Annotated in this window: 25 protein-coding genes and 1 pseudogene; 14 read left to right on the top strand and 12 right to left on the bottom strand. The window is 69.9% G+C overall.

Annotated features, from left to right (window positions below; translation table 11 throughout):
* The first annotated feature begins 95 nt into the window (after window positions 1-95).
* On the top strand, window positions 96-461 hold the full coding sequence (locus tag QH290_RS18325) for a GmrSD restriction endonuclease domain-containing protein (RefSeq protein ID WP_280384128.1): 366 nt from the start codon (window positions 96-98) through the stop codon (window positions 459-461).
* Between the two features lie 6 nt (window positions 462-467).
* Here the strand turns inward: QH290_RS18325 and QH290_RS18330 are convergent, their stop codons facing one another.
* Window positions 468-1,544 carry a fatty acid desaturase family protein gene (locus tag QH290_RS18330; RefSeq protein WP_280384130.1) on the bottom strand — a complete coding sequence of 359 codons (1,077 nt, stop codon included), beginning with the start codon at window positions 1,542-1,544 and terminating at the stop codon, window positions 468-470.
* 373 nt (window positions 1,545-1,917) lie between these two features.
* On the opposite strand from QH290_RS18330, the gene QH290_RS18335 reads away from it, so the two are divergent.
* The 3 genes from QH290_RS18335 (at window position 1,918) to QH290_RS18345 (ending at window position 3,882) form a co-directional block, all read left to right on the top strand.
* Window positions 1,918-2,475: a hypothetical protein gene (locus tag QH290_RS18335; RefSeq protein WP_280384132.1), complete on the top strand. Its 558-nt coding sequence runs from the start codon at window positions 1,918-1,920 to the stop codon at window positions 2,473-2,475.
* 83 nt (window positions 2,476-2,558) lie between these two features.
* Window positions 2,559-2,852 (top strand): ArsR/SmtB family transcription factor, encoded by a 294-nt coding sequence (locus QH290_RS18340; RefSeq protein ID WP_342213221.1) that lies wholly within the window; start codon window positions 2,559-2,561, stop codon window positions 2,850-2,852.
* Window positions 2,853-2,871: 19 nt separating this feature from the next.
* The gene (locus tag QH290_RS18345; RefSeq protein ID WP_280384134.1) at window positions 2,872-3,882 is read left to right on the top strand and encodes an LLM class flavin-dependent oxidoreductase; all 1,011 of its coding nucleotides are present in this window, start codon (window positions 2,872-2,874) and stop codon (window positions 3,880-3,882) included.
* 15 nt (window positions 3,883-3,897) lie between these two features.
* Here the strand turns inward: QH290_RS18345 and QH290_RS18350 are convergent, their stop codons facing one another.
* Window positions 3,898-4,296 carry a hypothetical protein gene (locus QH290_RS18350; protein WP_280384136.1) on the bottom strand — a complete coding sequence of 133 codons (399 nt, stop codon included), beginning with the start codon at window positions 4,294-4,296 and terminating at the stop codon, window positions 3,898-3,900.
* 132 nt (window positions 4,297-4,428) lie between these two features.
* Between QH290_RS18350 and QH290_RS18355 the strand changes: the two genes are divergently transcribed.
* Window positions 4,429-5,673: a metallophosphoesterase gene (locus tag QH290_RS18355; RefSeq protein WP_342213746.1), complete on the top strand. Its 1,245-nt coding sequence runs from the start codon at window positions 4,429-4,431 to the stop codon at window positions 5,671-5,673.
* Between the two features lie 6 nt (window positions 5,674-5,679).
* Here QH290_RS18355 and QH290_RS18360 read toward each other — a convergent pair whose 3' ends face one another.
* The 3 genes from QH290_RS18360 to QH290_RS18370 all read right to left on the bottom strand — a co-directional run bounded on the left by QH290_RS18360 (window position 5,680) and on the right by QH290_RS18370 (window position 8,984).
* Complete coding sequence (locus tag QH290_RS18360; protein WP_280384138.1) at window positions 5,680-6,390, bottom strand: DUF5753 domain-containing protein; 711 nt, start codon at window positions 6,388-6,390, stop codon at window positions 5,680-5,682.
* A gap of 100 nt (window positions 6,391-6,490) precedes the next feature.
* Entirely contained in the window at window positions 6,491-7,831 is a 1,341-nt protein-coding gene (locus QH290_RS18365; RefSeq protein ID WP_280264794.1) for a diguanylate cyclase domain-containing protein, read from the bottom strand.
* Window positions 7,832-7,877: 46 nt separating this feature from the next.
* Window positions 7,878-8,984: a terpene synthase family protein gene (locus tag QH290_RS18370; protein ID WP_280384139.1), complete on the bottom strand. Its 1,107-nt coding sequence runs from the start codon at window positions 8,982-8,984 to the stop codon at window positions 7,878-7,880.
* Window positions 8,985-9,220: 236 nt separating this feature from the next.
* On the opposite strand from QH290_RS18370, the gene QH290_RS18375 reads away from it, so the two are divergent.
* On the top strand, window positions 9,221-9,796 hold the full coding sequence (locus tag QH290_RS18375; RefSeq protein WP_280384141.1) for a hypothetical protein: 576 nt from the start codon (window positions 9,221-9,223) through the stop codon (window positions 9,794-9,796).
* On the opposite strand, the gene QH290_RS18380 is transcribed toward QH290_RS18375, so the two are convergent.
* The gene (locus QH290_RS18380; protein WP_280384144.1) at window positions 9,733-10,392 is read right to left on the bottom strand and encodes a TetR/AcrR family transcriptional regulator; all 660 of its coding nucleotides are present in this window, start codon (window positions 10,390-10,392) and stop codon (window positions 9,733-9,735) included. The genes QH290_RS18375 and QH290_RS18380 overlap by 64 nt on opposite strands.
* A 117-nt stretch (window positions 10,393-10,509) precedes the next feature.
* Between QH290_RS18380 and QH290_RS18385 the strand changes: the two genes are divergently transcribed.
* The 3 genes from QH290_RS18385 (at window position 10,510) to QH290_RS18395 (ending at window position 13,160) form a co-directional block, all read left to right on the top strand.
* The gene (locus QH290_RS18385; protein WP_280264798.1) at window positions 10,510-12,036 is read left to right on the top strand and encodes an amidase; all 1,527 of its coding nucleotides are present in this window, start codon (window positions 10,510-10,512) and stop codon (window positions 12,034-12,036) included.
* Window positions 12,037-12,156: 120 nt separating this feature from the next.
* Window positions 12,157-12,855, top strand: a complete 699-nt coding sequence (locus QH290_RS18390) for a class I SAM-dependent methyltransferase (RefSeq protein WP_280264799.1) — start codon at window positions 12,157-12,159, stop codon at window positions 12,853-12,855.
* A 95-nt stretch (window positions 12,856-12,950) separates the two neighbouring features.
* Window positions 12,951-13,160, top strand: a complete 210-nt coding sequence (locus QH290_RS18395) for a hypothetical protein (protein WP_280264800.1) — start codon at window positions 12,951-12,953, stop codon at window positions 13,158-13,160.
* 32 nt (window positions 13,161-13,192) lie between these two features.
* Here QH290_RS18395 and QH290_RS18400 read toward each other — a convergent pair whose 3' ends face one another.
* Entirely contained in the window at window positions 13,193-14,089 is an 897-nt protein-coding gene (locus QH290_RS18400) for a LysR family transcriptional regulator (RefSeq protein ID WP_280264801.1), read from the bottom strand.
* 81 nt (window positions 14,090-14,170) lie between these two features.
* Here QH290_RS18400 and QH290_RS18405 point away from each other — a divergent pair, with 81 nt between their 5' ends.
* The gene (locus QH290_RS18405; RefSeq protein ID WP_280264802.1) at window positions 14,171-14,707 is read left to right on the top strand and encodes a nuclear transport factor 2 family protein; all 537 of its coding nucleotides are present in this window, start codon (window positions 14,171-14,173) and stop codon (window positions 14,705-14,707) included.
* A gap of 3 nt (window positions 14,708-14,710) precedes the next feature.
* On the opposite strand, the gene QH290_RS18410 is transcribed toward QH290_RS18405, so the two are convergent.
* Window positions 14,711-15,286 carry a chloramphenicol phosphotransferase CPT family protein gene (locus QH290_RS18410; protein WP_280384146.1) on the bottom strand — a complete coding sequence of 192 codons (576 nt, stop codon included), beginning with the start codon at window positions 15,284-15,286 and terminating at the stop codon, window positions 14,711-14,713.
* Between QH290_RS18410 and QH290_RS18415 the strand changes: the two genes are divergently transcribed.
* A complete protein-coding gene (locus QH290_RS18415; protein ID WP_280384193.1) occupies window positions 15,213-15,380 on the top strand; it encodes a hypothetical protein in 168 nt (55 codons plus the stop codon). The two genes, QH290_RS18410 and QH290_RS18415, sit on opposite strands and share 74 nt — an antisense overlap.
* On the opposite strand, the gene QH290_RS38145 is transcribed toward QH290_RS18415, so the two are convergent.
* The 3 genes and pseudogenes from QH290_RS38145 to QH290_RS18430 form a co-directional block, all read right to left on the bottom strand.
* On the bottom strand, window positions 15,373-16,200 hold the full coding sequence (locus tag QH290_RS38145; RefSeq protein WP_280384187.1) for an MSCRAMM family protein: 828 nt from the start codon (window positions 16,198-16,200) through the stop codon (window positions 15,373-15,375). The genes QH290_RS18415 and QH290_RS38145 overlap by 8 nt on opposite strands.
* Window positions 16,201-16,305: 105 nt before the next feature.
* Window positions 16,306-18,606: pseudogene (locus QH290_RS18425) on the bottom strand (MMPL family transporter); the annotation flags it as partial.
* 82 nt (window positions 18,607-18,688) lie between these two features.
* The gene (locus QH290_RS18430) at window positions 18,689-19,804 is read right to left on the bottom strand and encodes an FkbM family methyltransferase (RefSeq protein ID WP_280384148.1); all 1,116 of its coding nucleotides are present in this window, start codon (window positions 19,802-19,804) and stop codon (window positions 18,689-18,691) included.
* Between the two features lie 50 nt (window positions 19,805-19,854).
* Between QH290_RS18430 and QH290_RS18435 the strand changes: the two genes are divergently transcribed.
* The 3 genes from QH290_RS18435 (at window position 19,855) to QH290_RS18445 (ending at window position 23,134) form a co-directional block, all read left to right on the top strand.
* On the top strand, window positions 19,855-20,646 hold the full coding sequence (locus QH290_RS18435; RefSeq protein ID WP_280384150.1) for an IclR family transcriptional regulator: 792 nt from the start codon (window positions 19,855-19,857) through the stop codon (window positions 20,644-20,646).
* Window positions 20,647-20,759: 113 nt separating this feature from the next.
* Window positions 20,760-21,683, top strand: coding sequence for a hypothetical protein (locus QH290_RS18440; RefSeq protein WP_280384153.1), 924 nt, complete (start codon window positions 20,760-20,762; stop codon window positions 21,681-21,683).
* Window positions 21,684-21,757: 74 nt separating this feature from the next.
* Entirely contained in the window at window positions 21,758-23,134 is a 1,377-nt protein-coding gene (locus tag QH290_RS18445; protein WP_425303624.1) for an MFS transporter, read from the top strand.
* Here QH290_RS18445 and sigJ read toward each other — a convergent pair.
* Window positions 23,131-24,027 carry an RNA polymerase sigma factor SigJ gene (gene sigJ, locus QH290_RS18450; RefSeq protein WP_280384155.1) on the bottom strand — a complete coding sequence of 299 codons (897 nt, stop codon included), beginning with the start codon at window positions 24,025-24,027 and terminating at the stop codon, window positions 23,131-23,133. The genes QH290_RS18445 and sigJ overlap by 4 nt on opposite strands.
* Window positions 24,028-24,064 lie beyond the last annotated feature (37 nt).

Genomic DNA, 24,064 nt, shown 5'->3' on the forward strand with positions numbered 1-24,064 from the left:
GAAGCCTGCAATGGCAATGGCAATCAACCAGATCCGTGCCATGGCTGAGCCTTTCTCTGCACGGCCGGGGCCGACGGACGTGTTGGTGAATCGCGATGGTGTGGTGGCTGGGCGTGGACTGCGGGGGCCGGCCCTTCGCCGAAAAACCCGTGGCCGAGGGGGGCTATGTCGAAATCGTTCTTGTGGCCGCCCGGGGGGCGGGGGGGCGCTCGGGCGCCGCCGACTGGAGCGCCGAGCGCCGCGAGCAGTTCGCCAACGACCTGGACGATCCGCAGTTGATCGCGGTCACCGCGGCCTCGAATCGTGCCAAGGGTGACCAGGATCCGGCGCAGTGGCTGCCGCCCAACACCGCCTACCGCTGCACCTATGCGCGGATGTGGGTGGCGGTGAAATCGACATGGGCCCTCACGCTGCAGCAGTCGGAGAAGGACGCCGTCGCCGAGGCGCTGCGGAGCTGCTGAGGGCAGTCAGTCCGCGCCCGGCGAACTGGACACCAGCGGGCGGGCCTCGGGTTCGGTCGCGGGCACCGCCCGCGTGCTCTTGCCGACGGTATTCAGGTGCCCCAGCGCCTGCGCGTAGGAATCCAGCAGCCCGGTCTCGGCGTAGGGCAGCCCGCGCTCGGCGCAGAACTGCACCACCAGCGGTTGCGCCCGGCGCAGCGAGGGCCGCGGCATCGCGGGGAACAGATGATGCTCGATCTGATAGTTCAGCCCGCCCAGCGCGGCATCGACGAACCGGCCGCCGCGCACATTGCGGGAGGTGAGCACCTGGCGGCGCAGGAAGTCGGTGGACTCCGCGGCCGTCAGCACCGCCATCCCCTTGTGGTTGGGAGCGAACGTGCAGCCCATGTACAGCCCGAACAGACCCTGGTGCAGCAGGACGAAGGCGACGGCGGGAACCGGCGGCAGCACGGCGAACACCAAGGCCAGGTACCCGATCCCGTGCGCTGCCAGCAGCGCCGCCTCCCACCGGCGATGCCGAATATCCCAGCGCGCCACGCCCTTCACGCTCGCGCCGTGCAGGCTCCAGCCCTCCAGCAGCAGCATCGGGAAGAACAGCCACGCCTGATACCGGAATATCAAGCGCCGCAGGCCCTGTCCGCGCCGCGCGCGCTCGCCGGAGTGCGCCAGCACCCCCATGATGTCCGGGTCCTCCCCCTCGGTGTTGGGGTGGGCGTGGTGGCGATTGTGATTGCTGGTCCACCAGCCGATGCTGACCCCGATGCCGAGGTTCCCGGCGATCAGCCCGTACAGGTGGTTGGCCCACCGGGTGCGGAAGATCTGCCGATGCCCGGCGTCGTGACCGAGGAACGCGAGCTGCGCGAACACCGCGGCCTGCCACGCGGCGACCCCGATCTGCCACCACGAGTCGCCGACGAGGGCGAACGCCACCCATCCGGCCACCCACGCCACCGCCGTGATCGCGCTCTTCCAGGCGTAGTACCGCACCCGCCGGTCCAGCAGCCCGGCCTGGCGCACCCGGCGCAACAGCACCGCGTACTCACTGCCCCGCACCGGGTCCGAACTGGTGGGCGGGCGAGCCACCCACGCAGGCTCCGGCGATCCGGCTCGCAAAGCCACCGAGCCGGATAGGTTGTCGATCGTCACGCACGGCCTACCATTCTGCCCCGGTTGTCGTGTTCGAGGCTCACACTTCCGCACACCCGCAGCCATTCTGCGGCATCGGGCGCGCGGCACTGTCGGCGGCCGCACGATCGCGGCCCGCAGTCAGACTCCAGGGTGCCGCGAGGACATATCCGCCGAGTGAACGCGGATGTGGATCGGCGACACATCTGCGTGACGATCCGTGCACGACGGTCCGCCGCGGCCCCGAGAAACCCCTAGTACCACGGTATTACGGCCGAACAGCTCCACAGCGGGGTGTGGATCGGCACCGGCGATTCCTACCGTGCGAGGCATGCTCACCAACGAATCCGAGTTCTCCGCCTCGCCCGGGAGCCGACCCACCCGACCGCTGTGGCTGCGCGGGCTGGCCGGGGCCGTGGCCGCGGTCGCCACCGTCAGCTTTCTCGGTGCCGCCGTCGCGGCCGCGGCACCCGGTGCCGATACCGAATGCCTCTGGGCCGGAACCGGTTACGCGAATTCGGCCACGGTCGTCGCGGGCGGTTCCGCCTTCACCTGCGTGACCGATCGCGGCACACCGCACTGGATTCGGGGCGCGGCGGTCGGCACCCCGAGCACGGTCGCGAATCCGGGCGCGGCCATGCCACCGGCGGGCGTGTTCAGCGTCGGCGCGGTGCAACCGGGGACCGAATACACCGACTCCTGTGTCGGCACCCTGCTCGTCGACGGCAGCGAACACCGGTATCAGGTGGTCGAGGCGTCGGGCACGCTGTTCTGGAAGGCGGCGGGCCCGATCTCCGAGTGGGCATTCGACCCCGGCACCGGCCCGGTGCCGACCACCCGCTCGGCGAGCCTGTGCCCGGAGGACCCGGTGCTGTGGCCACAGAACTGAGCGCCGGTGACCAGGGTCACAATGCGCATCCGCTGCTCGCGGCATAAATTCGGATATTAGCGAAATGCCGAAGGAAGGTGAGTGTGCTCGACGAGTGCAAGGCGCTGGCGAACGAGACGCGGCTGCGCATCCTGGAGTGGCTGAAGGAACCGGCCGCGAACTTCCCCGGATGTGACGGCGAGACGGCGGAGTTCGGCGTCTGCGTCGGGCTCATTCAGCGCAAGGCCGGGACGTCGGCCTCGACGGTGTCGGCGCATCTGGCGATCCTGCAGCGGGCCGGATTCCTGACCGCCACCCGCCGCGGGCAGTGGACCTACTACCGCCGCGACGACGCCCGCATCCGCGCCTTCACCGAGCACCTGCACCGCACTCTGTGACCACGAAAGGCAGCGTCGAATGCCGCTAGCACTGTCCATCCTCGACCTCGCGTCGATCGCACCGGGCGCCTCGGCGCGCGACAGCTTCGACAACAGCGTCGCCCTGGCCCGCGCCGCCGAACGCAGCGGTTACCGGCGCGTCTGGTACGCCGAGCACCACAACATGGGCTCCATCGCCTCGAGCGCCACGAGTGTGCTGATCGGACATGTCGCGGCACAGACCGAAACCATCCGGCTCGGCTCCGGCGGCATCATGCTGCCCAATCATTCGCCGCTGGTGATCGCCGAGCAGTTCGGCACGCTGGAGACGCTGTACCCGGGGCGCATCGACCTCGGGCTGGGCCGGGCGCCGGGCAGCGATCAGAAGACGATGCTCGCCCTGCGGCGCAATCCGAGCTCCGCGGACAGCTTCCCGCAGGACGTGCTCGAACTGCAGGGCTATCTCACCGGGCATTCGCGGGTGCCCGGAGTGCAGGCCGTTCCGCGCGCGGAAGGCGTTGTGCCGCTGTACATTCTGGGGTCTTCGCTGTTCGGCGCCCAGCTCGCCGCGCAGCTCGGCCTGCCGTACGCGTTCGCCTCCCACTTCGCCCCCGACGCGCTGCACCAGGCCGTGGCCACCTACCGCGAGCACTTCCGGCCGTCGGATCAGCTCGCCGAGCCGTACGTGATGGCCGGTGTCAACGTGTTCGCCGCCGACGACCACGACGCCGCGGCCGAGCAGAAGACGGTCGCCTACCGGGCCCGGGCGCGGATGATGATCAAGCGCGGCGCGGCGGATGCCCGCTTCACCGACGAGGAGATCGACGCGTTCCTGGCCTCCCCCAACGGCGCCCAGCTCACCGCGATGACCCGCTACACCGCCGTGGGTACCCCCGCCGAGATCCGTACGTACCTCGACGATTTCGCCGCCGCCATCGACGCCGACGAGCTCATCCTCGCCCACCACGCCCACCGGATCGAGGACCGGGTGCGGTCGGTCGAGCTGACCGGGAGTGTCATGGGCGCCCTGGAAACGGCACGGCCCCACTGATATTCGGGCGTCGGGTCATTCCCCGGCGGGCTCGCGGCGCGGGCCGATCAGCGCGACCGCGGTGTCGATGATCGTGGTGATGTCGCCGCCCGCCTCGACGGTGGAGGCGATCAGTTCGCGGTAGCCGCCGTGGAGGGTCGTCGCCGTCTGCCGCGACGGCGGGTGCAGGTCGGCGGATTGGAATTCCGGTGTCGCCGTGAGGTTCCGGATCAGGGTGACGAATGCCTCCCCGGTGTCGCGATGCAGCTGCCGGGCATCCTCGCCGAGGGCGGGGATGTCGCGGATCCAGGCCAGCGTGATCGAGGTGTCGCGCTGGGAGGCGCCGATCCATGCCTCGATCGCCTGGCGCACCTGGGTGCGCCACGACGCCGCCCGGTGAACGCCGAGCCGTGGCGCTCGCGCAGGCGCCGCCACGCGCGGGTCCGTCCGGTCAGTATCTCCAACGCCTGCACGATGCCCGGCGTGCTCGGTCCGTCGGGCAGGTTCACGGGGGTCATGGGCCGCCTCGAGGGTCACCCGGAATCCGGTTCGGCTTAGGCTGATGCCGTGCAGGTGGTCATGGTCGTGGGAATCGTCGTCGTGGTATGCCTTGTCGCCCTGGCGATTTGCGGGCTGCACTGGTATCTGTGGCGGCGGCTCGTGCGGGATACGACGGCGCGCGGCTCGGCCGCCCGCTACCTCGGCACCGCGGTGCTGGTCGCGGGTCCCGTGCTGCTGATCGGTGCGTTCGTCGCCGAACGGGCCGGGCTGGCGTTCCTGCTCATCCAGCTCATCGCCTGGCCGGGATACATGTGGGGCGCGCTGCTGGTGTACCTCGTGCTGTGGCTGCTGGCGGCCGAGCCGGTCCGCCCGCTGCTGCGATGGTGGCTGTCCCGCGGGGACGACGCCGCCGAACGGGCCGAGCCGACGCCGGTCGCCGCGAACGCTGTGCCGGGGCCGTCCGCGCCAGCCGAGCCGCCCGCGCCGGTTTCGCGGCGGCTGTTCGTATCCCGGGTGGTGGGTGGGGCGGCGGGGCTGGCGGCGGTGACCACGGTCGGTTACGGCACCTATGGCGTGCTGGCCGGTCCGCGGGTGAAGCGACTGGCGGTGCCGCTGGCGAATCTGCCGCGCGCCGCGCACGGCTACCGGATCGCGGTGGTCAGCGATATTCATCTCGGCCCGATTCTGGGCCGCGGATTCGCCGAGCGGGTGGTCGAGACGATCAACGGCACGCAGCCGGATCTCATCGCGGTGGTGGGCGATCTGGTCGACGGCAGCGTCGAACACCTGCGCTCGGCGGTCGAACCGCTGTCGCGGCTGCGGGCGCGGCACGGCGCCTATTTCGTCACCGGCAATCACGAGTACTTCTCCGGCGCCGAGCAGTGGATCGACCACGTCCAGGAGCTCGGACTGCGCCTGCTGGCCAACAGCCGCACCGAACTCCCGCATTTCGATCTGGCAGGCGTCAACGATGTGCAGGGCGAACGCATCGGGCAGGGACCGGATTTCGCCGCCGCGCTCGCCGATCGCGATCTCGCGCGCACCGCGGTGCTGCTGGCGCATCAGCCGGTACAGATCCACGATGCCGTCGAATACGGCGTCGACCTGCAGCTGTCCGGGCACACCCACGGCGGCCAGATCTGGCCCGGGAATCTCGTTGCGGGACTCGCCAATCCGACGGTCGCGGGCCTGGAACGCTACGGCGACACGCAGCTGTATGTCACCCGCGGCGCGGGTGCCTGGGGACCCCCGGTCCGCGTCGGCGCTCCCTCCGATATCACCGTGATCGAGCTGGCGTCGGCCCGGGCATGACGAGGTTCACAGCGGCGAGCCGTCGGCGGCGGCGGTGATGATGTCGCTGGTGCGGTCGGGGCGAACCGCGTTGACGCACAGGCGGTCCCAGATCGCATGGTAGGTGTCGAGGTCGCTGGGCCGGTCCAGGAATCGCGCATCGGTGGCGTGATGGATGTGCACGATATCGCCCAGATCGGCGTCGGCGAGCCGCAGCAGGACGAAGGGAATGGTGCTGATGAGCGGGCCGCAGGCGTGGTCAGGCATGATCTGCACGGTGATGTTCGGCCGTTGGGCGGCGCCGGCGAGATGGTTGAGCTGATCGCGCCAGACCTGATGGCCGCCAGGTTGGCGGCGTAGCGCCGCCTGTTCGATCACCACCCATAATCGGGGCGGGTTGCGGCGGTCCAGTATTTCCTGACGCCGCCGGAGCAGGTCGACCTGCTGCTGGACATCATCGGCCGGGCGCGCGAGGGCGAGCGCCTCCCGCGCGTAGGCGGGCGTCTGGAGCAGGTCCGGAATCACGCCGGGCGCGTAACAGCGCAGCAGTGAGCACGAATCCTCGAGCGCGAGGTAGGTATCCATCCACAGCGGCGCGGCCTCGGCCTGCGGGTGACGGCCCCGGCTGGCGTCGGCGTGGCGCAGTTTCCGCAGGCGAGAGGCCAGGGCTCGCTGCTGCCTCGCCGAATCGTCCAGCGGCCCCGCACCGTCCGCGGCGGAGGCCGAGCCTTCGATCATCGATCGCCCCCTATCGCCCTCGTTCGTCCTGCTTTCCGAGTCTGCCACAGACCCCTGCCCGGCGCCGGACCACAGTCGGCCGGTCGCGGCGCGCCGGCAGTTACCGCGTGACAGGCGCATGGAGCGTGTGCAGGACCCAGTGACCCCTGCCGTTGGCCTTGGCGTAGTACAGGCTGGTGTCCGCGGCGTCGAGCAGCGACTCCGGTCTGGCACCGGCGACGGGGGTGACGACCGCACCGATGCTGGCGGAGATCTGCAGCCGGTGCCCGTCGGCGGTGATCGGTTCCGTCAGCGACGATTTCAGTCGATCCACCATGGCGGTGACGTGATCGGTGCTGGCCGGTGGCGGGATGAGGGCGACGAACTCGTCGCCACCGATGCGGGCGACGAGACAATCGTGGTCGCGCACGCTGTGGTTCAGGCGGGCGGCGACCGCGGCGAGAACCTGATCGCCGACGCCGTGGCCGTAGTGGTCGTTGACGTGCTTGAACCGATCGAGGTCGGCGAAGCACAGGCCGATGCGGTCGGTGGTGGCGGCGGTGGCGATCACCTCGTCGATCCGGTCGAGCAGGTGGCGGCGGTTGGGTAGCCCGGTGAGCGGATCGTGGCGGGCCTGGTGCCGCAGCTTCTCCTGGAGCCGGTGCCGCTCGGTGACGTCCTCCCCGAGGGCGAGCAGGTAGTCCGGTTGCCCGCCGGTGCCCTTGACGTAGGTGATCGTGAACGACGCCCAGCCGACACTGCTGTCGGCGCGTAGTAGCCGCCGCTCGATCCTGACGGTGCCCTCCTGCGCGGGCACGAGCTTGTCGTAGACGAGCTGGCGAATTTCGGCCTGATCGTCGGGATGGGCGAAATCGTAGACCGAGATTCCGCGCAGCTGCTCCATCGGAACACCGATCATGTCGGCGAGATGAGGATTGGCCTCCAGCAGCACACCGTCGATATCGCCGACCGCGATCGCGATGGCCGCGTTGTCGAACACGATCCGGAACCGCTGGTCGACGTCGCGGCGGACCCGATCGAGGATCCGAGTGTCCGACTGCACCCGCGACTGATGCCCCAGGCCGATCGCCACCAGCAGTGACGCCAGTCGCCGCGCGGCGTCGGGATGGCCGACGTCGTCGGCCAGACCGTGCAGGACCTGCGCCGACACGATCGGCACCGTCGGGTCGGTCAGCTGCGCCCGGGCCAGCGCCTCGCCCACCCGGATGCCGACGTCGGCATCGAACGGCTCGGCGGTCAGCCCCGCCAGCAGATCGCCGATCAGCTCGGACAGCAGCGCCCGCCGATCGTGCGCGCCGACGGTCTCGGCCAGGGCCCGGTCCCACGTCGACGCGAGCGCCAGGTACTCGGGTTCGTCCACCACAACCCCCTCGATGGTCCGCACCGCCCGGGTCGACCCCTCGTCCAGGGCGGCGTCATTGTCATCCCACGGTAGACGCATGTTCCGAAAAGCTATCGCACGGAATCTTTTCCGGGGATGGGAACAGTCAGCTCGGCAGGTTTTCAGTGAAGATCGACAACCCTTTGTACCGCTGGGTTGTGTGCTGCCACACCCAGGTCGCCTGCACGCAGCGTTCCAGGTCGTCGACGTGCGCGACCACCGACTCGGCCAGCGCCGCGTCCGGGAGTGTCGCGCAACGGCGGATCAGTGCCGCCCGGGTCCGGTGGAACCGGCCCAGCCGATCGCGCACGATCTGCGCGGCCCGGTCGATGGCGTCGGCGAGGGTGGCCCCGGGGCTGTTCAACAGGCGGATCGGGATCAGGTTGAAGTCGGCCCGGTCGGCGATGCATTCCTTCTCGAAGGAGAACATGTCGTTCATCAACGCGCCGAGTTCGGCGGTCGACAGCCGCAGCTGATGCAGCTGCTGGGCCAGCCCGGCGGCCCCGAGCCGATCCCACGGCAGATAGTCGTCGCGGGCGAACTCGCACAGCGCGATGGCCGGATACATGCCCGACACGTGGACCCGCAGGGCGATGTAGTCCTCGACGCCCAGCAGCCCGTCGCGGGCGCGCGCGTTCTGGTCCCGGATCGCCGGGCGGAGATGATCGATCGTCGCCGTCAGAAACCGATCGAACCAGGCCTCGTCGGCATCCTTGCGCAGCATCGTGAGCAGTTCGGCCGTCGCCGCTTCCACGGGAGTGAGATGCTCCGCCGCGTACTGCGTGTCGAGCAGCACGCATAATCGATCCACCAGGTCACGGGCCTGCTGCTGCTCGAGCGCGGACAGGTGGCCGAACTTCTCCCGGCCGACGCGATCGTTGAGCCAGAACAGGATCGCGTTGAAGATCCCGATGATCGTCATCCGCTCGGCGGTGATCGTATTGGGATGCAGATACGGGGTCATGCTGTTGTAGTGGTCGCCGCCGGGCTCCAGCCAGATGTCGTACCGGCGGCAGAAGCGCTCCGTCTCCGCGCGGGCCTGTGCCCCGAAACGGTTGGGCCGGAAGCTCCGGCAATAGTCGGCGATATCACCGTCCGACGTGCTGAACAGGCTGCGCAACGACCACCGCCTCCCGTCCCGCAACAACGATTCGTACTCTTCATGCATTGCTGCGAGGCCGACCTCGACCTCCGGCGTATACCGCTGCACCACAACAACTCTCCCGATCTCCGTCCCTCGCGCGTATCGGCGGACCGGATCGTTCCGACGTCCGCGGAGGATCGATTGTCGAATGGTAATCGACGCCGGTGATCATCTGTGCCCGCGAAACCCGCCCCTGTCGGGAGGACCGGCCGGTACCTCCATGGGCACCGACGCCGGGACCCCTCCCGGAGGTGCCGTCCGACACTGGCCATCCCCCCGCAGACGCATTTCGGAAAGGGTTCGGGATGGAGCAACCGGTGTCCGCCGCCTCCTCGGCCGATCGGTGGGCGATCGCGCTCGGCAACGCGTCGCTGCTCGGCATCGGGTATCTGCTGGCCGGGCGCCGCACCGCGGCCGTCGGGTCGGGATTCGTGACCGCCCTGCTCGTCGTCTTTCTCGCCGGAGCCGCGCGATCGGTGTGGGCGGAGGTCGTGGTGCTGCTGTGGTGGGTGACCGTCGTCACACACGGCTGGCTGCTCGCCGCGCGCCGCCCGGCCCCGTCCGCGCGGGTGTGGCGGCAGCGGATCATCGCGCTGGCCGCCGCGATTCCCGTGCTCGCCGCGGTCGTGCTGCTGCGTGTGGACGCCGCACGGGTCGGCACCCAGCTCGCGCGGGCGCGGGAGGCGGGCGACTGTGCGGCGGTGGCCGCGGGCGCCGACCGGGTCCACGCCGGTCACCGCCTGGCCGACGCCCCGCTGACGGACACCGTCGACCGGTCGGTCCGGGCGTGTGCCGATCTCGGGCCGCCGCCGCAGTTCTATGTGAGTTCGTCGGATGCCGACGTCCGCGCCGCGTTCGAGCCGTTGCTGAACCCGCGCTGATCGGCCCGGCGCACGAGAAACTCCACCGTGGCCTCGAATGCCTCGTCCACCCGGGCGCGGTCGCCGGTCGTGATCAGGTCCAGCTGCAGCCCCCGAACCTGGGCGAGGATGAACGTCGCTGTCTGCGACCGGGTTTCGGACGGCCAGTCGAATCGCGCGAGTTCGCGTTCGATCACCGTCAGCCAGTCCACGACCAGCCGCGACACCATGTGGTCGGGGGTGCGCGCGGCGGTGGCGACCAGCTCGAACAGCACCAGGAACTGACGCTGTTCGCGCGGTTGGCACAGATGCCGCCAGGTGGCGCGCAACAGGTCCGCGGGTGAGTCGGCGGCGCGCAGTTCCGCGCCGAGCACGTGCTGTTCGAAATCGGCGCGGATGTGCTCGAGCACCTCCGTGACCAGCGCCTCCTTGGTCGCGAAGTGCCGGATCAGGGTGGCGTGGCTGACGCCGAGCGCCCGGGCCACCGGACGCAGCGACAGATCGCGCACGCCGTTGTCGAGGACGTACTCGGTCGCGGCGGCGAGCAGTTCCGGGCGCCGGTGCTGGAACCGCAGCGCGCGGCCGTCCAGCTTGGTCTCACCCCTCCGCTCGGTCATCGCAGGAGCATAACGGGTCGTCACGACGCGGAAATGCGACTCGTTCCGAGCGGTTGCGTAACCGAGTGGTACGGCTATCCTCGGAGGCGGCCGGGTGTCCCGCGACGAGGAGCGACGATGAGGTACGACGAATACCGCGGGTACGACGCGGTCGGTCTGGCGGAGCTGGTCGCCCGGGGTGACGTGCACCCGACGCAGCTGCTGCGGCTCGCGCTGGACCGCTGCGCGAAGGTCGATCCGGCGCTCAACGCGGTGAGCCTGCTGATGGAGCGGGCCGGGGAGGACCTCGCCCGCCGTCCCGAACTCGGCGGCCCCTTCGCGGGCGTGCCGTTCCTGCTCAAGGACCTGGGCCAGGACTACGCCGGATACCCGACCTCCGGCGGCACCGGGCCGCTGCGCTCGATCCGCGCGACCCGCCACAGCACGGTCGTGCAGCGCTGGCTCGACGCCGGTCTGGTGATCTTCGGCAAGACCACCACCCCCGAATTCGGCAGCAAGGCGATCACCGAGACCAAGACCTTCGGGGCGACGCGCAATCCGTGGGACACCACCCGCACCCCGGGCGGCTCGTCGGGTGGTTCGGCCGCGGCCGTCGCCGCGGGCATCGTCCCCATGGCCGGGGCCAGCGACGGCGGCGGCTCCATTCGCATCCCCGCCGCCTGCACCGGCCTGTTCGGCCTGAAACCCGGGCGCGGCCTGGTCCCCAGCGGTCCCGATGTCGGCGATCCGCTCTTCGGCGCGGCCACGCCGGGCGTGCTGTCGCGCAGCGTCCGCGACACCGCGGCCATGCTGGATATCCTCGGCCGCCCCGATCCCGGTGCGCCCTACGCGGTGCCGCGTCCCGATCGCCCCTTCCGCGACGCCGTCACCGAACCGCCGCGCCGGCTGCGGATCGGTTTCACCAGCGATTCCCCGCAGGGCACGGCGGTCGATCCCGAGGCGGTCCGCGCGGTCGAGGATGCCGCCGCCCTGCTCGAATCCCTCGGCCACACAGCCGAACCCGCCACCCTGGGCATCGACGGCCGCCGACTGGCACTGGACTTCATGACCGTCTGGACCGCGGCGGCCGCGGCGGAACTGGACCGGACCTGCCGCCTGACCCGGTCGTCGCCCACGGATTTCGATATCGACACCCAGGTGCTGGCGGCGGTGGGCCGCGCGGTCCCGGCGCCCGAACTCGTTCTCGCCCATGCCCGATGGAACGACTACACCCGGGCGCTGGCGGAGTTCCACAGCACCTACGACCTCCTGCTCACCCCCACGCTCGCCGCGCCGCCGCTGCGCATCGGCCAGAACCGCACCCCCGCGCTGGCCGATACCGTGCTGCCGCCGTTCCTGCAGCTCGGCGCCGGAAAGGTGCTGGGCCGCACCGACTTCTACCGGAATCTGGTGACCGCCAACCTCTCCGCGGTCCCGTTCACGCAGCTGGCCAACATCACCGGCCGTCCCGCGATGAGCGTGCCGACGTACTGGACCGCCGCCGCGCTCCCCCTGGGTACCCAGTTCGTCGGCCCCTCCGGCAGCGAATACCTGCTGCTGCAGCTCGCGGCCGAAATCGAAACCGCCCGACCGTGGTTCGACCGGTGCCCGCCCGAATCCGGAATTCAGCAACCGATCGCGGCCGGGGTGGCGCAGAGCGTGTAGGCAGCCCGCAACCCGCACAGTCCGCCGCGCCGACCCCGGTTGGCAAACTTTCAGCATACGCTGTGGCACAATGGGCCGCACGGAGCCACCAGTGCACTCGAGCGACAGAGGGGCGGCATCGTGACCAGCAGCGGGTTTGCCTACACGGGGTGCTCCAACCTCGAAGCGATGGCCGAGGCCGTCAACTACAACAAATTCCTGGTCGACACCGTCGAGGAGCACATCACCTCGCCGGGCCTGCGGGTGCTCGACTTCGGCGCCGGGTCGGGAACCTACGCCGACCTGCTCGCCGCGCGGCACATAGTGCCCGAGTGCCTCGAACCGGATCCCACGCTGCGCACGGCGCTGCTGTCGAAGGGCTACCGGCTCGTGGACGAGACCGCATCCGCCGTCCCCGAACAGTACGAGGTCATCTACACGTTCAACGTCCTCGAGCACATCGAGAACGATCGGCAGGCGTCGCAGCGGCTGGCGTCGCTGCTGCGCCCGGGCGGCACGTTGATCGTCTACGTGCCCGCGCTCGAGGTGCTGTTCTCGGCCATGGACGTCAAGGTGGGACACTATCGGCGCTACCGCCGCGCCCAGCTCGAGCAGATGCTGCGCACGGCGGGTCTGGCGATCGCCGAATCGCGCTACTGCGACCCGATCGGCTTCTTCGCGACCCTGGCCTACAAGGTATTCGGCCGCGGCGACGGCACGATCAACCCCGCCGCCCTGAAGTTCTACGACCGCATGGTGTTCCCGCTGAGCAAGGCCCTGCAGTCGGTGACGAGCGGGCTCTTCGGCAAGAACGTCCTCATCGTCGCCACCAAGCCCTGAAAGGCTCTGCCGCGCTTTCCCCGCGGGCCCGCCGATGACGGATTTCCGGCGGCATTCGCCGGTTCGGTGGTCCCCGACCTGGGTACTCAGGAGATATGGACGCAAGGCCGCATCCTCCGAAGCTGGTTCTCGGGGTGGAGTCGGGAACCGCGGTCCTGGCCGTCCTCACCTGCGTGACATTCGCGGTCATCATCTTCGCGCTCACCGGATCCTTCCTCACCGCGGGCCTCGCCACCCTCGCCCTCACCGCCGCGATCCCCCTGACCTCGAGGATCCTCCCCTCCCACTCCGTGCCGTTCCGCTGAATCCACGGCGGCCGGAAATCCGCTGTTCCGCACTACTTCTCGCGCAACTCCGACACCTCGGCGACGACGTCCGCGAAGCGCGCCGCCATCGGGTTGACGGCCGACGCCGGGCGGGCCACGGCGATGCGCAGGGGCGCGATATCCACGATCGGCCGCCACGCGAGATCGGGGCGGCCGTGGTAGACGGCCATGGAGTGCGGGCTGATGCAGATCCCGGCGCCCGCGGCGACATGGTCGAGCATCTCCTCCACGTTGTCGTTGTGCGGACCCCAGATCGGTTCGGAACCGTCCGGGCGCGGGTTGACCGCCCACCAGTCGACCCATTCCCGGGGCGCGCGCCGAGTCCACAGCACCGCCTCCGCGCGCAGGTCCATGATGGCGACGCTGCCGCGTTCCGCCAGCGGGTGATCCACCGCCATGCCGACCCAGCGTTGTTCCACCGCAACGAGTTTCGTCCGCAAACCGGTCAGGTCGGCGGGCAGCCACAGAAACGCCACATCGACCAGTCCCTCCCGCAACGCGTCGGCCTCCCCGCCCCAATCCAGCCGCTTCGGCTCGATCGTCACCTCCGGGTGCAGGGCGGCGAAACGCGTGCGAGCGCGGGTGCCGAGCGGCCCGGCGCCGGTGGCCTCGAATCCGACACGCACGACCGCGGCCCGCGCGGCCGCCACGCCGCGAACCGTCCGCTCGCCCGCCTGCCAGTCGGCGAGCAGCCCGCGCGCGATCGGCACCAGCGACTCCCCGGCCGCGGTCAGCCGGACCTCGCGGCCGCTGCGGTCGAACAACCTTGTCTGCAAATCGGATTCGAGCTGCCGGATCTGGCGGCTCACCGTCGGCTGCGACACGTACAGGCTGTCCGCGGCCCGGCTGAAGCTGAGGTGGTCGGCCACCGCCACGAAATACCGCAACACACGGGTGTCGACGTCCACGCCCCGCCCTCCGACCTATACCGGGTAGTTATAGGTGCAAGTATTGGACCGCGACCCGCCCGCGTCCATACCGTCGGCACCATGACGCTGTTCACCGACCGCCCCGGTCTCACCCGTGCCGAGTTGCTGCGCGGGCTCGGTCTCGCCGCGGCCGTCGCGGCGACCGGATCGGCGCTCACCGCCGCGACGGCGCACGCGGATCCGCCGCATCCCAACGTGGCGCTGATCAACGACTACTACACCGCCTACGGCACAGGCGATCTCGATACTCTACGGCGGTTCTTCGCCGACGACATCCGCTGGACCATCCCCGGCCACCACCCGCTGTCGGGCGTCAAGAGCGGTGTCGACGAGGTGCTGGCGTTCTTCCGCGAACTCGGCAGGGCGGGATTCCGCGCCCAGCCGATCTGCCTGGCCGCCGACGGGGACTGGGTCATCGACCTGCACCGCGGCTGGAGCACCACCCCCGAGGGCCTGGACATCCTGTGGGCCTTGGCATTCCGCATCCGCGACGGCAAGATCGCCGAGGCCGTCAACTTCGCCGCCGACCAGCACGCCGCGGACGCCTACTTCTGGCGCGTCTACGCCCTCGCTCCCCTCCCCGGCCGCTTGCGGTAACCACTACCCCAGCAAGACATTCCGAGCCAGTTCTGCGGGCGTTCCCGCACTCGTATCGACCACCATGTCATAGGCGTACCCATGGTCGTGAACCGTGCCGAAATGCCCACGCGCCAACCCGATTACGCCGCCCCGCGCCAACTCCCGCTCCTCGGCCACCGCCAGCGGGCACACGACCCCGACCAGCCGCACGTCCAGCCCCGCCAGCGCCGCCATCCACATCGGCATCACCTCCGGCGCCAGCAACATCTCATCGATGACCAGATGATCACCGCCGTAGGCGAATTCGGCCGCCGCCGCACATGCCGACCGCAGCATCCGCAACCCGACCGGGCCATACCGAACGACCACCAGCGGATGCCCATCCGCATCCCGCCCACCACGGTCGTACCAGAATCCCTCCCGGCTCAGCGGCCCATCCCGCCCCCCACCCCAGTCCGGCGGCACCAAACCGAACAGGGTATCGATCCCCCAATAAACGAACGGCACATCACTTTCATCCTGAATGGCCCGAGCCAACGTCGTCTTCCCCGAACTCGACGTCCCATTCAGAAAAACCACCCGCCCATCACAAACCACCCATCCACACTATTCGCTCGCGATTCTGAACCGGACCTATCTGGATGGGGACAGGCGGATCAGCCCGGAGGAATTCCTGACGCTCGTCAGCTGACCCGCTCCTCGACGTCGAAACCCAACCGGACGTCGTGGTCGGTCTCGCCGCCGGTGATGGTGACCCGGCCGGTCACCGGCGGGTAGCCGCGCGCCACGACGGTGTACTCGCCCTCGGGCAGGTCGGGCACCGCGTAGCGGCCGTCCGCGTCGGTGCGGGCGGTGCCGACGGCCACACCGGACCGGTCGAGCACCGTGACCTGGGCGTCGTGGACGGAAATGCCGTCGGCGCGCACCGTTCCCGACAGCATCGCCATGGGTGCCAGCTCGACATCGAAATGTAAACGGCCACTGGCGGGTACGGTCAGCGTCGCCGCCGTCGGCCGGACCCCGGCGGCCACCGCCACGAGCGTGTAGGTCCCCGCGGGCACACCGTGGCAGGCGTACGCACCGTCCGCGGCCGACACGGCCGCACCGACCACCTCGCCGCGCAGGTCGGTCACCGTGACCGTGGCTCCGGCCACCGGTTCCCGCACGGCCGTGCGCACCACGCCCGACAGCTGGCCGGACCCCTGCACTGTGACGTCGATACGCTGTGCGTCGTCCGCGACGGTCACGTTCACCGCGGCCGGTTGATGCCCACCGGCCGAGACGATCAGGACATAGCTCCCCGGCGCGGGCGGTTCGATGGTGTAGCTTCCGTCGTCGCCGCCGGTCGCGCGCGAAACCTGGTGTCCGCGTGGGTCGATCAGCGTCAGCGCCGCATCCGGCACCGGATGCCCGTCCTCGCGATGAATCCGGCCGCCGATCGTCCGGCCGCTCACCGAGTCGAACTGCCCGTCCTCCACGTCCGAAATCCGATGTGCCCCATCGCTGTCCACGGCCCGGTGCCGACCGGCGGGTACCGGCTCCGATTCGGGGAGATCCGGCGGAGCAGGCTCAGCGACCCGCGCCGACTCCGACTCGACCGCCGACTCCCCGCGATCCGCCGCGGCATCGCGGGAGCGCTGCTGCAGCTCGCGCAGCTTCGTCCCCTCGACATCGATATCCGGCAGGATCCGGTCGAACCACCGCGGAATCCACCACGACGCCTTGCCCATGATCACCAGCAGCGCCGGAACCAGCACCATGCGCACGAGGAACGCGTCGATGGCGACACCGGCGGCCAGCGCGAAGCCCATGGACTTGGCGGTGGCGTCGGATTCCAGCAGGAAGGAGCCGAAGACCGAGATCATGATGATCGCCGCCGAGGTGACCACGCGGGCACCGTGGTGGTAACCCGAGATCATGGCGGCCTTCGGCGATTTGCCCTGCACGTACTCCTCGCGCATGCGGGTCACCAGGAACACCTGATAGTCCATGGCGAGGCCGAAGACCAAGCCGATCAACATGATCGGCAGGAAGCTGACGATCGGCTGCGGATCGGAGATCAGTCCGAGGGCGCCCTCCTGGAAGATCAGCACGGTGGCCCCGAAGGTCGCCGCCATCGACAGCAGGAAGCCCAGCGCCGCGGTGAACGGGACCAGAATGGACCGGAACACCAGGATCAGCAGCACGAACGCGGCACCGGCGACGATCGCCAGATACGGGAGGATCTTGCCCAGCAGCACATGGTCCATATCGGCGTAGATGGCCGTGGTGCCGGTGATGCCGTACTCGATGCCGAACTGCTGGGTCAGTCGGCCCTCGGCATCGCGCGCCGCGCGCACCAGATCCTTGGTGTCCTGATCGTTCGGGCCCGCCTTCGGGACACCCGTGAGCATCGCGCCGAGTCCGTTCTCGCTGAGCCGCGGCGCGGTCACGTAGTCCATCTCCGGGAACTCCGCCAGCCGGTCGCGCAGCGCGGTGACGGCCGCTTCGCGTTGTGCCGCAGGGACATTCGCCAGATCGGCGGCCACCATCAGCTTGCCGTTGCTGCCCTCGCCGAAGCCTTCGGTGCGGATGTCGTAGGCGTGGCGGACCGTGGAATCGGTCGGGAAGCTGTCCTCGCCCGGAAGGCCGAGCTGCAGTTTCAGCGCCGGGGCGGCCAGCACGGCCAATGCGGCGACGGCAAGGATCAGGGCGGCCCACGGCGCCTTGCCGATCAGGCGGGCCACCCGCATACCGTTGGTGACCGACGCGTTGTCCTCCGGGTCGTGCCGGGCGACCAGCGGCAGTTTCGGCTTGAACAGGAAGCGGCCGAACGCGCCGAGCAGCGCGGGCATCAGAGTGATGGCCGTCAGGACGGCGAACAGGGCAGCCATGGCGCCACCGAGACCCATGAAGGTCAGGAACTTCACGCCGACGATGCCCAGCGCGCTCAGCGCGATGATGACGGTGAGCCCGGCGAACACCACCGCCGACCCCGCGGTGCCGACCGCGGTTCCGGCGGCCTCCTCCGGGGAGTCGGCCACATTCAGTTCGTGCTTGTACCGCGAGACGATGAACAGCGCGTAATCGATCGACAGCGCGATACCGATCATCGACGCCAGGAATGTCGTGAAGCTCGGCACCTCGATGACCGCGGTCCCCAGCATGATCACCGCGGTGGCGGCGCCCAGGCCGACGATGGCGGTGATGATCGGGACGAACGCGGCCACGATGGCGCCGAAGGCGATCACCATGACCACCAGCGCGACCCCCATGCCGATCATTTCGGCCTGACCGCTGGGCTGCTCCTGCTGCTGCGCGATGGCACCGCCGAGTTCGACGGTCAGCCCCTGCTCGCGGGCCGGGCCCGCGACCTTGTAGGCGGCATCGCGCTCGGCGTCGCTGATGTCCATGGCCGACGCGATGTCGAACGGCACGGAGAGCACGGCGACGGTGGCGGGCGCCTGGGAATTCAGCACGTTGAGCGGGGCGCCGGAGCACACGGCCGGGTCGGCGGTCTTCAGGCAGCCCATCCGCTCGGTCACGTCGACCGGGTTCAGCAGCGTCGCAGCGTCCTTGTCCGCGACGAGCCGATGATTGTCTTCACCCGCCGACAGGGTCTTCAGGTCGGCGATCAACCTGTCGATGGCGGCGCGGTTGCCCGGGTCGGTCAGCTTCGTACCCTCGGGCGCCCGGATGACGTAGTCTCCGCCGACCGCATCGATGCCGAATTGCTCGGACATGCCCGGAAATTGCCTGTCCAGGATTTCGGTAGCGCGTTCCGAGGGCAGCGACGGCATGCTGAACTCGTCGCTCATCGGCTTGCTCAACGTGAAACCCGCACCGGATACCAGGACGAAGAGCACGAGCCAGACGGGCAGGACTATCCATTTGCGGCGGAAGGCGAGCTTCCCCCATCGGTACAGATAGACGGACACGAGTGTGGGTTCTCCTACGGGTAACCGGAATTGCGCTCTACCTACCGTGCGGCCGGTACCCTACCCAGTCGTAAGCGGAGGATCAACCTCGACTTCCCCGCATGACCGCGGGAACACCCAGCCGAGGGAGCGGCTCGCCCCCGCAACTCCTCCAAGGCCGCCAGGGCGGCGTCGCCGTCGGCCTCCAGCCAGCGGGCGTAGCCCTGCTCGAACGCGAGGACGCCGAGTTCCGCCGCGAGGTGGGCCGGTCGGCTGCGGCCGCACCGCGGGTGAGCAGCAGATCCGTCTGCCGAGTGATCGCGCCGGTGAGCGGAATCGGCGGCGACGGGTGCCGCGCGGCCACGGTCATATCCTCGGGCGCGTAGGAGTTGGGCACCCGGAATACGCGAAAGCCTTTGTCCGTGAGTGGTTGCAGAATCTCGTCTACCGTATGCCCCATGGCCGCAAGCCATTTCGGCGTAACCTCGACCAGAATCTCACAGTCCGAACGCAACCGGGGCACCAGGCGTGCCAACTGCGACAGCACCGTGCCTTCGGCACCCTCGACGTCGACCTTGATCATCCGAGCGTTCTCGAGATCGCCCGGACCCACGATCTCGGCCAGGGGCCGCCCCGCCGCGGCGAACTCCGCGACGGGATCATCCGGCGGAATCGTCGTCGTGGCCCCGTCGTTGCCGCGGCCGGGCACATACAGGCGCACCGGCCCGGGCTCGGCGGTCACGGCCGCCGCCACGATCCGAACGTTGGTGCGGCCGTTGAGGTTCAGATTGGCTCGCAGTTGCCCGAGCGCGGCCGGGGCGGGCTCCACGGCGACGACCGCGCCGTTCGGTCCCACCCGGTCCGCGGCGAGCACGCTGTACCAGCCACCGGCGGCGCCGATGTCGAGGAACCGGTCCCCCGGCCGCAGGCGCGCGGCCACCAGCGCCGACACGCTGCCCTCCCAGCAGCCGTGGAGGTAGATCGCGCGGGCTATGAAGTCGAGCGTCGTCGGAATGTGGAAGCGCCCGCCGTAGCGGGTACGCACGACCCGCCGCCGACGGGGACGCTGCCGCAGGGCGATATCGAGCCACTCGCGCACCAGCCGCTGCTCGATTATCGTCCCGGGGCCGTAGCGCACCCACCATCGCGCCGCGATCAGCAGCGGTGGCCACGGCGGCGGGGTGAGAACGGTGTGCTGCCAAGTCTTTTCGGGTGGCATTGCTTCGACGGTACGCGAAGGAATCGGGGGGAATCCTTAGACTGTCCTGTATGGCAGGACCCAAGGTTCGGAAATCGGTGGGATATCGGGAGCGGAATTCCACTGCCGACCGGGCGCTCGACATTCTGCAGCTGTTCTCCGAGGATCGGCTCGTCCTCAGTGGCGCGGAGATCTCGCAGCAGCTCGGCGTCGCCCGGTCGACGGCCTATCGGTATCTGCAGACGCTGGTCAGCACCGGATTCATGGAGGACGCGCCGGGCGGGTTCCGGCTGGGGCCGCGGATCTTCCAGCTCGCCCGGCTGGCCCGCGCGGGCATCGGCCTGTCCGAGATCTCGCTGCCGGTGATGCGCGAACTCGCCCGGCAGACCGGCGAGACGGCGCTGCTCACCCGGCGGTCGGGCCACGTCGTGGTGTGTCTCGAGCGGGTGGAGGCGAGCCGACCGGTGCGGCTGTCCTACGACCGCGGGCAGGTGCTGCCCATCAACGCGGGCGCGGCCGCCGAGGTCCTGCTCGCCTGGGCGTCGTCGGAGGAGATCGACGCGGTCCTCGCCGAGGCGCCGTTGCGGCGGTTCACCCCGAAGACCCTGGTCGATCCCCGGCGGTTGAACAAGCGCCTCGCGGAGATCCGCAAGGCCGGATTCGCGGTCTCCCGTTCCGAACTCGACGAGAACGTCGTCGGCGTGGCCGCGCCCATCCGCGACTCCACCGGGGCCGTGCGCGCGGCGGTGAGCATCGCGGCGCTGGCCGCGCGGCTCCCGGCCGAGGACACCCGGCGGGCCGCCGACCAGGTGTGCGCCGCGGCCGCGGAGATCGCCTCCCAGCTGTCGCTGATCGAATCCTGAACAGCACCCCACCCATGCCGTGAGGCACGGCACAGCATCCGCGCTTGCCATATACCCCCCAGGGGTATAACTTTCTGTTCGTCGGGACAACGAAGATCGGAAAGGCCACAACAATGACCACCCACACCACGCACGCAGGACACGAGACCCACACCACGCACGCAGGACATGGGGATCAGGACGCGCAGGCGGGACATGGGACCTACGACGCGCACGCAGCGCACGGGGCGCACGACGCGCAGGACGCCCGGACCGGAGACGGAACCCACGGGGCACACGGCGGTCACGCGGGACATGGGGCGCACGGCGCGCACGGCGGCGGGCTGCCGGGTGGGCTGCAGGTTACTCAGGACGGGTACACGTTGGAGTTGGCCGAGCGGATCGTGCGGCCGGGGGATATCGACTTCCGGTTCCGGATCCTCGGCCCGGACGATCGGCCCGTCACCGAGTACGACGGACTGCACGACCGGGATCTGCATCTGATCGTCGTGCAGCGGGAACTGACCGGGTTCTGGCACGTCCACCCCGAACTCGGCCCCGACGGCACCTGGGCCGTGCGGCTCACGCTGCCCGCCGCGGGCGCCTACCGGGTGTTCACCGACATCCAGCCCACCGCCCTCGGCCGAACCCTCACTCTCGGTGCGGATCTCGCCGTGGCGGGCGCCTACGATCCCCAGCCGACACCGGAGACGGCACGCACCGCGGTGATCGACGACTACGAGGTCACCCTCGACGGCGATCTGGTTCCCGGTGCGGGACAACTGCTCACGCTGACCGTCCGCAAGGACGGCGAGCCGGTCACCGATCTGCAGCCCTACCTCGCGGCCTACGGTCACCTGGTGGTGCTGCGCGCCGGCGACCTCGCCTACGTCCACGTGCACCCGAACGGCGAACCCGGCGACGGCGTGACCGCGCCCGGCCCGGAGATCACCTTCCACACCGCGGTCCCGGGCCCCGGAACCTACCGCCTGTTCCTGGATTTCAAGCACGACGACACGGTGCGCACCGCCGCGTTCACCCTCACCACCGGCAACTGAGACAAGCCCATGTGCGAATGCCGCTGTCCCAGCTCCCGCGCCCCTCCCCCACCCTCGGCAAGGAAGTATCTCCGATGCGCAACCCACCTATGTTGCCCGCTCTGTTCCGCCACCGCGACTACCTCCGTCTCTTCACCGCACAGGTGTCCGCACTGTTCGGCACCGGACTCACGACGGTCGCCCTGGGCCTGCTGGCCTACGAGCTGGCCGGGGCCGACGCCGCCGCGGTCCTCGGCACCGCCCTGACGATCAAGATGCTCGTCTACGTCACCGTCGCGCCGACCGTCGCCGCCTACGCCGACCGATTCCCCCGCCGCTCATTGCTGGTGGCGCTCAACGTGATTCGCGCGGCGATCGTCCTGCTGCTCCCGTTCATCGGCCAGGTGTGGCAGATCTACGTGCTGATCGCGATACTGCAGACCGCCTCGGCGGCCTACACCCCCACCTACCAGGCGATCATCCCGGATATCCTCCCCGACGAACGCGAGTACACCCGGGCCCTGTCCGCCGCGCAGCTGGCCGCGACCATGGAAACCCTGCTGAGCCCGATGCTGGCGGCGGCGGCACTGGCGGTGATCAGCTTCCACTGGCTGTTCGTCGGCACCGCGATCGGATTCGCGGTCTCGGCCGCCCTCGTCGTGGCGACGCGTGTCCCGAACGCGGTGCGAACCACGGGCGGCTCGTTCCGGGACCGAATCACGGTGGGAATGCGGATCTTTGCCGCGACACCACGCCTGCGCGGCCTGCTCGGCCTGAATCTGGTGGTGGCCGCCGCCGGATCGATGATCATGGTCAATACGGTCAACTACGTGCGTGACACGCTCGGCGGCTCCCAGTCCGAGGTCGCGATGTTGCTGGCCGCCAACGGATTCGGCACCATGCTCGTCGCGGTGGCGGTGCCCCGGCTGCTCGATCGCACCGGCGCCCGGCCCGTCATGCTGGCGGGTGCGGCCGCCCTGATCGCGGGGCTCGGCGCGGCCGTCGCGCTGTCGGCCGCGGCGGCGGGCGGCTGGCGCTGGGGCGCCGCACTGGGCGTGTGGGCGCTCGTCGGGGCGGGCACGGCGGCGGTGCTCACGCCGACCGGGCAGGTGCTGCGGCGCTCGTCGCACGCCGCCGACCGGCCCGCGCTGTTCGCCGCGCAGTTCTCCCTGTCGCACCTGGCGTGGCTGCTCACCTATCCGGTCGCCGGATGGCTGACCACCGCCGGCCTCACCGTCACCTGGTCGGCCCTGGCCGGGTTCGCGGGCGCGGGAATCCTTGTGGCACTGCGCATGTGGCCCCGTCACGATCCGCCGGAGCTGCCGCATCTGCACGAGGTCGGCCGCATCGCCCCGGCGCGGCTGGCCGACGCGGTCCGGGTGGACGAGCGTCATTATCGGCACAGCCACGTCTATGTGATCGACGCCGAGCACCGCCGCTGGCCGACGCGCTCGGAGCGTGTCGCGGCCTAGCGATCACCGCCCGTCCAGGGCCGTAGTTTCTCCGGATTCCGGATCACCCAGATGCGGGTGATCCGGCCTTCGGCGATATCGAAGGCATAGACCGAGATGACGGCGCCGTCCACCTCGGCGACCAGGCCCGGCTGCCCGTTCACCGTGCGCTCCAGCAGGGTCACCCCGGTCGTGCGGCGGCCGATTTCCACCCACGCGAGGGCGATCTGCTCGCCGCCGGTGATCGGCTCGAGGAAGGCCAGCACCTTGCCGCCGCCGTCGGCCGTCGCGGTCGCCCGCGGATCCAGCAGGCCGATGAGGGCCTCGATATCCTGTGTCTCCCAAGCCTGTTTGAATTCCCGGACCACCTCGGCGCGCTCGGCGCCCGACGGGTCGCGCGGGGTGTCGATGCGGCGGCGGGCGCTGGAGGCGAGCTGGCGGCAGGCCGCGGGGGTGCGCCCGACGATCTCGGCGACCTCGGCGAAGGAGTAGCGGAACACGTCGTGCAGGACGAACGACACCCGCTCGGCCGGGGTCATGGAATCCAAGACGACGAGGAACGCCATGCTGATCGACTCGTCGAGGGTGACCCGGTCGGCCGGATCGGCGGGGATCGGACCGCCGAGCCAGTCGGACCGTCCGGGCACCGGCTCCGGAATCCATTCGCCCACATAGCTTTCCCGCCGGGCGCGCGCCGAGCCGAGCAGATCGAGGCAGATCCGGCTGGTGACCGTCGTCAGCCACGCGCCGGGCACCGCCACCTCCCGCCGCCGCGACTCCGACAGCGCGTACCAGCGCGCGTACGCCTCCTGGACCACGTCTTCGGCCTCGGCCAGCGAGCCGAGCAGCCGGTAGGCGAGGTTGATCAGCTGGCGGCGTTCGCCGGTCACCGCGGCCTGCTGCGGGTCGGTCATGGTCGGCTCCTCCGGTCCGTGTGTGCTCACCGAAACC

The organism is Nocardia wallacei, assembly GCF_029869545.1.
Lineage (GTDB): Bacteria > Actinomycetota > Actinomycetes > Mycobacteriales > Mycobacteriaceae > Nocardia > Nocardia wallacei_A.

Bases quoted from the DNA above. Each gene is read 5' to 3' on its own strand.
- QH290_RS18325 (WP_280384128.1), top strand. From the start codon at position 96: ATGGTGTGGTGGCTGGGCGTGGACTGCGGGGGCCGGCCCTTCGCCGAA.
- QH290_RS18335 (WP_280384132.1), top strand. From the start codon at position 1,918: ATGCTCACCAACGAATCCGAGTTCTCCGCCTCGCCCGGGAGCCGACCC.
- QH290_RS18345 (WP_280384134.1), top strand. From the start codon at position 2,872: ATGCCGCTAGCACTGTCCATCCTCGACCTCGCGTCGATCGCACCGGGC.
- QH290_RS18360 (WP_280384138.1), bottom strand. From the start codon at position 6,390: ATGATCGAAGGCTCGGCCTCCGCCGCGGACGGTGCGGGGCCGCTGGAC.
- QH290_RS18365 (WP_280264794.1), bottom strand. From the start codon at position 7,831: ATGCGTCTACCGTGGGATGACAATGACGCCGCCCTGGACGAGGGGTCG.
- QH290_RS18375 (WP_280384141.1), top strand. From the start codon at position 9,221: ATGGAGCAACCGGTGTCCGCCGCCTCCTCGGCCGATCGGTGGGCGATC.
- QH290_RS18380 (WP_280384144.1), bottom strand. From the start codon at position 10,392: ATGACCGAGCGGAGGGGTGAGACCAAGCTGGACGGCCGCGCGCTGCGG.
- QH290_RS18385 (WP_280264798.1), top strand. From the start codon at position 10,510: ATGAGGTACGACGAATACCGCGGGTACGACGCGGTCGGTCTGGCGGAG.
- QH290_RS18395 (WP_280264800.1), top strand. From the start codon at position 12,951: ATGGACGCAAGGCCGCATCCTCCGAAGCTGGTTCTCGGGGTGGAGTCG.
- QH290_RS18405 (WP_280264802.1), top strand. From the start codon at position 14,171: ATGACGCTGTTCACCGACCGCCCCGGTCTCACCCGTGCCGAGTTGCTG.
- QH290_RS18415 (WP_280384193.1), top strand. From the start codon at position 15,213: ATGGCCCGAGCCAACGTCGTCTTCCCCGAACTCGACGTCCCATTCAGA.
- QH290_RS18430 (WP_280384148.1), bottom strand. From the start codon at position 19,804: ATGCCACCCGAAAAGACTTGGCAGCACACCGTTCTCACCCCGCCGCCG.
- QH290_RS18435 (WP_280384150.1), top strand. From the start codon at position 19,855: ATGGCAGGACCCAAGGTTCGGAAATCGGTGGGATATCGGGAGCGGAAT.
- QH290_RS18440 (WP_280384153.1), top strand. From the start codon at position 20,760: ATGACCACCCACACCACGCACGCAGGACACGAGACCCACACCACGCAC.
- QH290_RS18445 (WP_425303624.1), top strand. From the start codon at position 21,758: ATGCGCAACCCACCTATGTTGCCCGCTCTGTTCCGCCACCGCGACTAC.
- sigJ (WP_280384155.1), bottom strand. From the start codon at position 24,027: ATGACCGACCCGCAGCAGGCCGCGGTGACCGGCGAACGCCGCCAGCTG.